Annotated in this window: 7 protein-coding genes; all 7 read right to left on the reverse strand. The window is 43.0% G+C overall.

The window, feature by feature from the left end; genetic code table 11:
* Positions 1–21: 21 nt before the first annotated feature.
* Positions 22–309, reverse strand: a complete 288-nt coding sequence (locus HP398_RS11220) for a hypothetical protein (RefSeq protein WP_173622591.1) — start codon at positions 307–309, stop codon at positions 22–24.
* Between the two features lie 180 nt (positions 310–489).
* Positions 490–843 (reverse strand): hypothetical protein, encoded by a 354-nt coding sequence (locus HP398_RS11225; RefSeq protein WP_017249740.1) that lies wholly within the window; start codon positions 841–843, stop codon positions 490–492.
* 133 nt (positions 844–976) lie between these two features.
* Entirely contained in the window at positions 977–3,904 is a 2,928-nt protein-coding gene (locus HP398_RS11230) for a hyaluronate lyase N-terminal domain-containing protein (protein WP_173622592.1), read from the reverse strand.
* On the reverse strand, positions 3,904–6,507 hold the full coding sequence (locus HP398_RS11235) for a discoidin/SUN/FTP domain-containing protein (RefSeq protein ID WP_173622593.1): 2,604 nt from the start codon (positions 6,505–6,507) through the stop codon (positions 3,904–3,906). The genes HP398_RS11230 and HP398_RS11235 overlap by 1 nt, the downstream gene beginning before the upstream one ends.
* A 3-nt stretch (positions 6,508–6,510) precedes the next feature.
* Positions 6,511–7,284 (reverse strand): hypothetical protein, encoded by a 774-nt coding sequence (locus tag HP398_RS11240; protein WP_173622594.1) that lies wholly within the window; start codon positions 7,282–7,284, stop codon positions 6,511–6,513.
* 66 nt (positions 7,285–7,350) lie between these two features.
* Positions 7,351–11,160 carry a galactose-binding domain-containing protein gene (locus HP398_RS11245; RefSeq protein WP_254476038.1) on the reverse strand — a complete coding sequence of 1,270 codons (3,810 nt, stop codon included), beginning with the start codon at positions 11,158–11,160 and terminating at the stop codon, positions 7,351–7,353.
* Between the two features lie 20 nt (positions 11,161–11,180).
* Complete coding sequence (locus tag HP398_RS11250; RefSeq protein WP_173622595.1) at positions 11,181–12,329, reverse strand: beta-xylosidase family glycoside hydrolase; 1,149 nt, start codon at positions 12,327–12,329, stop codon at positions 11,181–11,183.
* Positions 12,330–12,337: the final 8 nt, after the last annotated feature.

A 12,337-nucleotide genomic window follows, 5' to 3' on the forward strand; every position in this document is an offset into this window, starting at 1 on the left:
TTTTGTGTGAGGAAGAAGAGGTTATTGTTTCGAGGATGTATTCAGCTTTTTCACAAAGCTGTTGAGGTAGTTCGCTCCGCGGCTGGTGAGGATACCAGCCAGCACGGCAGAAACGTAGTAGCCGCTGCCCTCAAGACCAAAGGGGTTGACTTGAAAAGCGAGGGAGAGCGAAATGCCAATGAGGATAGAGAGGATGTAAGTGGAGCGATCTTTTAATACGGGGAAGGCATTCTTTAAAATTTCGGTTACGGCTTCGATCAAGATCGCCATAAAAGTAAGCAAACTCAGGCTGTGAATAAATTGGTTCATGTCAATCAAAGGTTGTTCCTCCTTTTGTTGGTAAAGCGGGGCATGCTTCGGGGAGTCAGAGGCGATCAAGGCTGATAAACAAACATCCAGCCGTCATTCATTGGGAAGGGAGTTAATTCGCGAGGCGAGATTTCGCCCCAAGGAAGGGAGGAGTCACCTTTGTGGTTAACGTTGCAACATCTAGGAAATCCTCGCTTGCATGTACGTTTTGAGTTCGGTTTCTAGCTCTTTGACACGGTACTCTAGCTGTTGTCTTTCTACTACCAGCGTCGTGTATTTATCTCGCCACTCCTGCACGATGGTTTCAAGCTCCATGCAACGGTTGCGCCAAACGTGGAGTTCTTCCCGAAGCTTGTCCATTTCCTGACGAAGCTCCTGACGAATTTGCTGGTTTTCCTGCGAGATTTGCTGCCTGTCTGTAATCATCAACTCTTTCTTGTTGTTGTGGCGAGCGACCAGATAGGTGACGATTGCCGTCAGTACACTGGATACTACCAAAGGGAGAGTGGAAGAGTTGAGTAGTGTTTGGATCATCCGTTTATTCACCCGCTTTCTCTTGTGAGGTCTATATATAGAGTAGACAGTTTGGGAGATTTCTCACGGTGTTTTGAGTGAAAATGCTACCACAACATAGTCGTCGGAGTGCGAGGCTTGAATGCTGCCTGTCTTACTCATAGTAGTAGCCCCACGCATTGAGCTCTGCATTCCCAGTGATGATTGCTTTTACGACGAGTTGTGTTCCGACCGGTTGACTGGAAATATCCGTTAACGTTTGTGCAGGAACGTCTGTCCAAGTGTTTCCACTATCCCGAGATGCCTGGTATTTGATGCTTCCACCATTAACCGTCTCATCTCCGACAATCACGATTTTATTTGGCGGTGTAGTGGTTTTCTCGGGCTTGGATTGTAGATGATTTTGGTCTACGGCCTTTTGTAATCGTAATTCCTGAATTTGAGTTGCACCAGACCCGTATTGAGAAGAGGTAGAGTAGAATCGATAGTATTTATAAGGTTTGATGTTCTCAGTAGGAATAGTAAATTCATTGCCTTCATATCGAGTCCAAACATAGCCGGAAACAGAATGGAGCGTATCCCAAGTCGTATTATTATTGGAACCTTGCAATTGCCAGGTAGTAGGAGCGTAATTTGCGCCTCCAGATAAAAGATATCGATCGATAATCTGAGCGGGATTATCCAGAAAGATTTTGATCCAATGATGTCCACCTGCAGTTGTGCTCCAGCCACTTGCTAAGCTGCGGTCAAACAAATGAAACACAGCTCCACCAGTAACACTGTCTGCACTCACAATAAAAGGGGCTGGGGTGTCGTTAGCAGTCATGGGCGGTACGATATCTACAATTCCAGTAATGAATTTTTTTCGCACATGATCGTAAACAGCTTGGCTGTTTGTGATATCTACTCCAGAAAGATCGGTGAAGGTATCGATGACCATATTTTTCAATCCATACTTGGCGGCGTTCATGTACGTGATGAGTTGGAAGTTTGTTTTTAACAGATTGGTTTCGAGATCAATAACGCGTTGGGGGAGATTGGGGTCTGTGATAGCGGGATTTAATAACAGGTTGGAACTTGTTACAGTGAAATCTCGGATAGAAGGTGTACTTGTTTCGCTTGAGGGGGAATGGAGAATCGCACGGACTCGAAGATCGCTGTTGATTGGATTGGCAAATTCAATCTCTTGACCCAGCTCAGCAGATTGCCATGACCCGCCCCCATTGTTACTCACCTCCCAGAGAATTTCTCCGCCATGGAGAGCTTGATTGGCAGTTAGTGTGACAAATGCAATAGGGGTAACGGCTGGCAGGGATGAGGAAGTATAGGTTTGTGTGATTTCTCCTGCCGTTCCTCCTAGTGCAATACGGTAGTTTCTGAGTAAAGAAGAAATTCCTGGATTTGGTGACTGCATTTTTATTTTTATTTTCAACGCGTCTGTTTTAGTGGGGAAGGTGATTTCCTCTCCGAGTGTAATTGGAAACCAAGAGGTATCATCTGGTGAAATTTGAAAAGCAATGGAGGTAGGTACTGTATCGTAGCGTAACATTTTTATCAAACTATAATTACTTGAATACTCGGACGTATTCATGACAATCGTCAATCGACCATTTCCGTCAATACAGCCAGACACTCGTGTTGTATTGGTCCCGCTTTGGATCAGTGTGTCCGGTTCCACAATAGATAAAGTAGCAAGATCAATAGAGATAAGACGAGTAGAGCCAACCGTTTGTTGATGATAAATAACCCGCATGATATTGTCTTGTAACACAAATTCAATCGGTAAAGAATGATCAACGGTCATGAAACCTGTCAAGGGGAGTGTGGTGGATGATCCCGTTGACAAATTTAGGCGATGTACAACAGGGGCATTGTTATCAACACTTAAGATGGTCGTAATACCTGTTGATTCATCGTGGGTTGCGTCTAACCATTTACCTGAGGCCTTACCGATCAAATTGTAGGGGGTTTGGTTTGTTCCATCATAGTTAACACGAAGAGCTCTTAGAGTGTTATTAGAATATCCTCGAATTATAAAACATATATACCCTTTCATACGATCTTCTACAATTACAGCATTGTCAAATCCCGTAGATGGGTTGAAAGTTTGGGAAGTAGTAGGGATGAAAAAGGTACCATCTGAAGTAACGCATCCGTAATAAAAGGAACTAGAATAACTCCAAGAGTACCAGATTCGGTTGTTTTTATCGACATGGAGCTTTAAAAATGGAGGGTAGGAATATATGCTGTTGTTACCTCTTACAGAAATGGGATTTAAAAAGGATTGAAAATCAGGCTTAATAGAAAGAATTAACCCAGGCATGCTAGTTATGGCTGCTGCTATCCATACATTGTTGTTATGGTCAACTACTGCATTCATAATGCTTGGGGCTACAACGTAGCCAGTTCCTCTGTACGAATGCAAATACCCTTCAAAGGCAACTGAATCATCTGAATTGGTTACAACCGCATAAATTCCTTCACGGTCGACAGAACTGATAACCCAAGTCCTGTTTAACCGATCAACTAAAATGGTGGGTTCTAGGTGAGATAATTTTGACGCCATCTCCCCGGTTACTTTTTTGGTAGAGATGACGCCTAATGCGTTAGGAAGTAAATAGTCTGATTGAAAAGTTAGCTTATCAACTCCTGCTACTGGGAGAGAAGAAGACACTATGACTCCTTCAAGGGTGTTGCTCAGTCTTACCAATCCGTTTTCAATGTCGAAGTTAACGCCGTAAGAATTGAATTGATCAACAGCGCTCAAATCTGTGAAATTCTCGGTAATGGAGGGAATTTTAGAGGTACGTACACCGGTGGTTGAATACCATGCAGTTGTTTTCTCAATGTCAACTTTTGGTGAAGTAAATGTTTCCGTATAGGTCCGAGATACGGAACTACGATATTTCTCTAGTTGGCCCACTCTTTCTGCCAGAGTTGGATCGGTTCCAATTGCTGTGATCCCGTCACCCGTTCCGATAAATAATTCTTTGGTATCTGTGGTGAAAAGAGGTTCTCCCGCCGCTGCAGCGGAAGGGAGATTATTTTTTAGACCTCGTTTGAATTTGATTGGCAGTGTCATTAGAATGTGCCTCCATCTACTTCTGTGATCGTGGAGCCATTGCTACCGCCAGTGCCTACGTTTATCTTGTAATCTCCATCTGAGAGTAAAAAGACTCGGAGATTGGTATTTCGATTATACCCGTATTTGTAATCGACTCCGGGCATCGACATGTCCCAGGAATCTAGTAAATCGACATTCATGGTCAATGAGTCTAGACTTGTTTCATCAGTGGATGATGACTGTTCGAAGTAGAAGGCGCATCGCAAGTTTCTTGCTTGGCCTAGCTTCTCGTCCCATTCTTGGATGAGATTGAAATCGTCTATTGTCATTGCTTTTGCTTTGAAATCAATGGGGTTATTTACATCAACTGTTGTCCACGAGCCATTTTTTTGTTTTGCTTCCCATGTTGTTCCACTGTCCGTACTTATTGCGACTCTTAAAACGCCTTTCTCTGTACCTGATAAGGTTAAAGAGTTGATTTTAGCTACGCCAAGAAAGCTAGTATCATTTTTCATTTTCACGATTCTTGGTACAGGAACTCCAGTGAGATGAGCGACTGTTGGTTCTTTTTTAGGTTTCGAAACAAGGATTTTGAGGTTGGATGTGTCTTTTAAATCTTTCAAGTATGGGGCGCATGCACTGAGATCAAGCATGCCTTTATTTAGAAACATTTCATCTGTGGGGGGAGTAGTACCAACGGTTTCCCAGCCGGAAGAAGTGTACGTTTTCACGTCTGAACCGTCTTGTACGAGGAATCTATTGTTTATTGACTCAATCAGGAGAACAGGACGGAACCCTCGGCCTGGAGTTGTAAGATCTGTTGATCCAGATGTCCAGTTTTTGAGACCGTTATAACCTCGAATTACGCGGGCCTTTGAATTGGATTGATCAGTTGTACTGGTCCATGAACCGTGATTTACATTATTCCAGATCTGGTCATCGGTCATGTACTTATCCCATTCGTTGTCTTTATCCGATGCATTTACTCCACCTGTCGGCAGTCGCAATGTTATTTCTCTATCAGAGGATGTGAATAATTGGGCAGTATAAAAGCCGACATAATAATGTCCGTTCCACACAAAACGTTCTGATACTCTGATCCGATATTGTGTGTAAGCTTTATCATTATTGAATGAGAAGGTCTTTTTAAGACCGTGCCAGCTTGATACTTCATTTCCATTATGCAAGATATCCCATGAAGTTCCGTCATTAGAAGCTTCGAAGACCCATTTTTTCGGACTGTATATAGCATATAGATCATACGAAGTAATGATTGTTGGCGTTGAATACTCGATCTTTAACATCTCTTCTGTTCTTTCAGTAGCAGCAGTACTTGTCCAGTACGTAGTCTCTGATCCATCAAAAGCCTTCCATGCCTGATAACTTGCTGTGTCATACTCTGTTGAAGCAGAAACGTTACACACGGCAGAAGAATACCCAGACAATCCTGGAATGGTGTGCAGGCTTTTTATTGACAGCCCGCTTCCGCTTGCAATTCCTGCTGTATTTAAGGCATCCCATGAAATGATCTGGATATTGCGGTCAGCCATCAGCAACTTATCACCTTTGTGATTTGTACCGTACATGATGAAATACCCATCACCATTTGCACTTGTTGCAGGAGCATTGGGAAGAAGTCCTGACATTTCCTTTCCGATCGATATGGTTCCAAACGTACCAGCAGGTGCCAAGTAGTTCAAACGAATACGTTTTCCTACTGTTAAATCTTTAACATCTACTACTTCATCAGGGTGGAGAATCCTACCATTAGCATCAATATCAACGGCATCAATCTGTATGTTCTTCACGTTCACGTTATTTGGGTCAAAACCAATCCTTCCTGCATAGGAAGGAACTGTAATCTCTACAGTATGCATTTTATTCTCTAACCCTATTTTTTCGTACTGTAAAGCTTGAAACTTTAAATCCCCATACTGACTGAATGTTTCAGTGACACCATCAATCGTTATTGGAACATTAGGGAATTTGTTTTGGTACATGTTACCTATTATTCTGATTCTAGTGCCAATAAAATTAAATTTTATCTTAAAGTCTGCACTTGTTGCATAGTTGGAGGCTCCACCATAAAAGCTTTGATTTGATTCTCTTACGAAAGTTCCCAAGTATTTTATAGATGGATTACCGTCGTCATACCTTTTCCAACCTGGAGCTGGTGCAGTTAATTGAACGCCGATAGGAAATTCAATAGACCCTGTATCATCAATATCAATTGAATCAATTCCAAGATAATCTGTCCCAGAATTCAATTTCAGCTCAACACGGTGCTTACCTTCAGACAATCCCATTTTTTCAAATACGATGACTTGTGAAGTATTGGAAGCACTTCTTTCACTAAATGTATGTGCGACCCCATCAATCGTGATCTTCGCATCTGCCGTGAAGTTGTTCCAGAAAAAAGATATGATACGGATTTTTGTTCCTACAAAGTCAAACGTTGCCGTGTCTCCTGCTGTTGAAGTGTAGGTATCTGTTAATTCATAACTACCTGCATATCCTGTTCTTTTCGCCCATGTTCCATTATATGCAATAGACGGATAAGTGTTATCATACCGCTTCCATCCTGCCTCTGGTACAGCTAATTGATCTCCAATTGTAGCCATGTATTACACCTCCCTATATTCAAATACTGGACGAAAACCTGTACTCGCATAAGCAATTGATGTTTTACCCATCCCTAAACCTTTCCATATTAAGAAATTATCCTCACTTCCCCTTCCAACTCGCCAAGTATTGTCTTGAACTTCAATAGTTCCTGTACTTGATATACGAGAACCTGTCATAGTGGTATCTTGCGTAGTTGTAAAACGTACTTTGTAATGAAATACATCATCTACTGTATATCCATCTTTTACCATGCTTTGAGGAAATCCCATTAAGTACTTATCATATTCGTTGTTCACAGGAAAGCATGTTCCATTGCTCAATCTGGCATCTAAGGTTTTATTTTCATTTGCATCTGCATAAGCTACTCCACCTGAGAGAGATCGGAGTGTACCTGAAATATTCTCACTCGAAGCATAGCCTTGTGAGATATTCGAGCTTGTACTAAACGAATAGGGATTCCCTTGTATCACCTTCCCTGTATTCAGGGCATCCCAAGAGATGGAGTGTTGACACACCCTATCAGCGATCAGCAATCCTTTGGCAACTTTCACAAAATAAAATAATTTGGAGTTGCTAGTAGTGGACTCTCCTGTTACTGGCTTTTCTTCAGCCGTAGAGAATGTATCTGTCCCTAACCCAACTAATATCCCTGCTGGACTATCAGATAAGCTTCCACTAGTTCTATGAAAGGAGTACCAACACTTCACATAGTCACCGATCTGCATATCTGAAATTTTTGTTCTTAATTGTCCGGTTGTTGCTGGAATTGGCATTTTTGTCACCTCAACAATTCATTGAACTTTTCTTAATGCTAAATTGCTCTCTAATCAGAGACATATTCAATTCACCTTGATTTTCTCTATACTCAAAAATTGATTCACATCAAGGGTTAGCGAATACACACTATTACCAGATGGAAGCATTGCGTCTTCTGTCAATTCAATTGAGTAGTCGGTTTTAAGCCGTAATGTACCATCTAACGCCATGTATTTGTCATGATTAAAGTTAGATGCCTCGTTACTAGAAAAGGCTGCTACTTCCCGAGTGTAATTCTGTTCACCAGGGGCAAATTTTAAAACTTCAATAGGAGGTAGCTTGTAGTCAGAATTGTAGGGGATTGTTATGTTCACTTCTTCAGGTGTGTTAGGGGAGGCTATAACTCCGAATTTATTAATTTGGATTAACCCGGTTGATCCGGTGTTGCCATTTCCAGGTGTGACCTTGATGAATTCGACTGAATCATCGAACCATCCATAACCTAATGATGATAGAGTTGACCCTGTGGAGAGATTGGCACGAATGCAAACTTCTTTCCCACCAGTTACCTCCAAAAACTTGTCGAGAGTAATGTTGTTCAACCAGGTATTTCCGCCGTTCATAGATAAATCGTAGGTGACTTGCCCTTGGTGTTCAGCTATAACAATCATTTTCTTAGGTTCTACAGGAAGGGATTCCACGTTGGTATATAGAGTGGTGGGACCAGTAGAGTACAACTCTATCTCATTGACAAATAAATGTTTTTGGTTCTCTCCCGTACCGCCAATAGAATAGCCTACGCGGTAGTATCGATATGGGGTAGAGTTCGTGAAGGTAAAGTCAACCCATTTTCTAATACCATTGCCACTTAGACCAGTTGGCTCATGAAAAAGCAGAGTCCAATTGCTGTTGTCATCCGATCCATAGACGTATAGCTCGGGAGGATAGAAAATTCCAGATACCTGATACTCACAAAACATGGCTTTGACACGATTAATTATTTCTGGAACAGTAAGTTCAAAGTCTACCGTAGAAATCGATCCAGGAATCCCTAACTGACTAATCCAAGAGCCATCAAGATAATCGGCAGATGAGCCGTCTTTTCCGGCTTTACCATCAGTTAGTTTTGAGTATGGTGTATTATCTGGATAATTTTTTGTTGGGATAGGATTTAGGTAGTAAGTCTTGCCTTTAACTGCGTTATGTCCCATGCGTTTGACTTCACCATGTTCAACGATGAAGCCAGAAGATCTTGTTTTATCAATGCCCGAGTCGTCTATAAATGAGTCAATGACTAAATTTTTAGCGGTGTATTTGGGGAGATTGAGAGCTTCGGCAGCTCGGAAATTGGCTGTGATGAGGCCGATGGTATCGTATAAAAGGATAGAGCCAAGGGAAGGATCTACCTCTACTTTGGTATCGCTATTACCGGAGTCTTTTCCTCCAGAACTTCCACCTACCGTATCTGTATAGGTGGGGAGCGTGTCTTTGTCATACCAAATGCAACCAATGCTGTTGAGGACTGCTTTATCACTAAGGTTGGCTCGAATGACAAGAGAATTACCTGGTAGGAAAGTGCTTAAGTCCACCAACTGATTCAAAGGAAAACCAGTTGTGAACGTGGTTCCTCCATCGAATGACAAATCAATGCTGGCGTTACCCTCATACTCTGCATCCAATAAAAGATGGGTCGGGGCCTTTGCCAATGTGATCGGATTGGAAACCATGACGGGATTTTTATCAGATGCTTGCAGGATTTGTACCTCAGTGACGGTCATATATGAGCTTTTATTCCAGACAGTTACTTTGACTTCATTAATGAGATAGTCTAGCTCGATGGGGTAGTGCCATGAACCGTCACCATGTACTCCTTTATCTGTTTTAGAAGCGAGATTAATCCTTGGGGTAACTGCTTCCCATTTACCTGTTGATGGATTTTTGACAGAAATTTGATGATCGCAGTAATCGTGTCCGTTTTGTCCTAAACTACCATTCATCCAAAGAATGATTTTATATATTTCTACAGGTGTTCCCCATTTCATGAATAAGTCAGCATTTGTACTATTATGAAGCCAGTAATCGGTATATCCACCTGGTGTTGCAATAGCATTATCGTCTGCGATTTTTTCAACGGCATAGGTTGGGGAAGTACTATTTGATTTGTAAGGTCTAAAACCGGTGCTACTATTATACCAATCTCCAGTAGATGAAGCGGTTTGCACACCTAGATCCTTCCAGTTGAAAGGTACTCCAGCAGCTTTGATAAACTTTCCATTTCGTATTTGAAATGCTTCTGACTTAGATTCATCGACCCCAGATGAATTTACAAAAGCGTCTGCATACAAATTATGCCGAACCGACGCTCCCTGATTCGTACATTCCAAAGTGCGATAAGCATTACGCAAAATATTAGTAGCTGCCACGACGTCTACTAACGGTTTGGTACTGCTTTGATCCCGGCCTCCTCCTTCTTTACCTGGCATCTCAATAAGCATGCTATCGTCATACCAAGTAACTCCTAAAGATTTTAAACTGCCTGTAGCTGGAATGTTAGCTCGTAATTGGAGGTTTGTACCTTTTAGTGAAGAGGTATCGAGTAACTTGTTTAAATCGATGTTTTTTACCCAAGTTGTTCCATCAAGGGTCAGATCGAAGGTGACCGTGTCAGTATATTCCGCAGTCGTAATAATCTTGTTTGGAGAGCGGCCAACATTAACTGCTTTAGTTACGAGCGTAACCGCGTCAATAATTTCATAGAATTTAATCTCGTGCCAACCGGTATAAATTACGGGGTTTGCACTACGATAACTGCGAAGCTTAGCCAGGCGGTAATAGCGGTATGCAGAGGTATTAGTAAAGCTGTGTTCTAACTCTGAACCTGTGTTTGCATGAGATCCTGTGTATAAATCTGTCCAATCCGTATTGTCTTGTGAACCTTGCAGAGTAAACGTGGCTAGACCGTACTGTCCAGCTGAGATTCCAATAGCTCGTATTGCGAGCTTAGTAATTATTTTGGGGACGAAAAAGTCAATTTGCCACCAATGACCTTCTGCCGGAGGAGTCGCTCCATCTGAATAATAGGAATCAGTTAAATTTCCGTTGATTCCCATCCACCCGGGGTAACCAGACGTTTCACTAGACGAGGTTACGTGATAAGGGGCAGGTTCAGTAGGACTGGACATGATGATGTTTGTATCGTGAAGTCCGGGGAAGACAGTACCATTTATAATCCCAAAAGAAGATGACTTTTCGGTATCAATTCCTGAGGAATCGCTAAATACATCTACATACATGTTGTTTTGACGATAGGCCGATCTGTTATGTGTTTCCGCATCACGAAAGGTATTCAGTAAAATATTGATTGGGGTCTGCAAATCAAAGGAGCTGCTTGAGGCTCCTCCATTATTTCCCCCGCTACCCCCCGTACCAATCTTCCCCTGCATGTCATCCAACCGAGCTTTCAGACTAGGAAAAGTTCTTCCATCCCGATCCCGGCGTGCAGCGACCACCTCGGCGTTGGGGTTAGAGGAGACATCGCTTTGCAGCTTTAGAATGGCTTGGTCTTGCTGGGCGTTTTTTTGTTCGACTTGCGAAAGACGGAGATCTTGCGTCTGATTTTTTGCTTCTGCCGCACTGACCGTTGACGATAACGTATTCAGCCGCGCTTGAAAGGTAGAAACATCACTTTTCACGGCATCAAGCTGACGATCCTGTTCATCGTCTTTGTCTTTTAGCTCACGGAATTTATCCTTTAAGCTCGGTTTATCTTCTCTGGCATCATCCAGCTCATGGAGGTAGGAGTCGATTTCGGCATGGGTACGTTTTCCTTTATTGGCCAACTCATTATGATCCAGGACGACTTCGTTGCCTGTGCGGGTGATTCTGACCGACATACGTTCAGCTCCTTTTCGATTTATTTGGTATAAACGGCGGACAAATTGAGACCGAAATGGACATGCGTCGTTTTATCTATAAGGGATGGATCGGTTTCTCGGGAAATCCGCGTCCAGAAAACTTGTTCATTTCCTGCCGCAGTATCTGGCAGGGTGAAGGAATCGCCCCACGCGCCGGGCACACCGTTTTTGTCTGTGGCGACATCTACAAGCCGTTTGTACTGATCCGTACCTGCATAGGAGGTGAGAATGCCTTGGATACCTGTAAAAGTTCCGTGATGCATCGTATTTCGGGCGATTATTTTCACTTCTTTGTACTGGCCTTGGAGCATATGACCGAGAAACTCCTCTGTGTTGTCTTGCAGGTGGACTTCCTTTCCTTCTCCATCGATAAAAAAGAGGGTGGGGGAGGGGGAAAAAGCGTATTCGTCTCCGCCCCACAATTCCATCTGGTCGCTGGAGCTAATGGTTGTTTTTCCGTCTGCTTCCGCAAAACGGAGAGAGCCAGTGAAAGGAATAGGACGCTGGGTCATATCAAATTGAATGGATGTTTGGCTTGTCCGACACGTTTTGGAGTCGACAGCGGCTCCTGTGGAATCGAGCAACTCCACGCGGGTGCCGGGGGAGAGGTTTGAGACTGTGAGAGTGGGGAGGGAGAAAACGCGGACGTGTTCCATGTCCAGATAGTCGTCTGTAGCGCTGCTGTTGAGAAACATACCGATTTTGGGAGCAAGGCGATTGAATTCCTCCGAGCCGATGATGTTCCAGATGGTTCCGTCCTCGGACCAATAAGCGGTGTAGGTATTGTAGTTGCGTACCAACCGAAGCCAGGGGAAGGTTTTCGTGGTGCCTTGTGGTGCATCATAATATTCTTCGACGTGGAAAAAGTCGTTGTGGTTGATGAAAACAGTCAATCCACCTGTGCTTCCAGAAGCTTTCGGATTGTATGAATTTTTCATATCGAGGACGAATTGTTTCACGGGGGTAAGTGTGTCTAAAAAGAGTTGAAGTGGCTCAGCTCCGCCTTTTAAACGGAGCGAGCCTGGTGCGTCAGTTAGCGACCACCTTGAAGAATCATTTGGTGTCATGTTCCACTTGGAATCGAGGGTAAGAGAATCGAAAGAATCCTCGAAGAGAAACCCCGATTTACGTAGAGAAACCACACTCATAGAAGTAC

Source organism: Brevibacillus sp. HB1.4B (assembly GCF_013284285.1).
In the GTDB taxonomy this organism is placed as follows: Bacteria; Bacillota; Bacilli; order Brevibacillales; family Brevibacillaceae; genus Brevibacillus; species Brevibacillus porteri.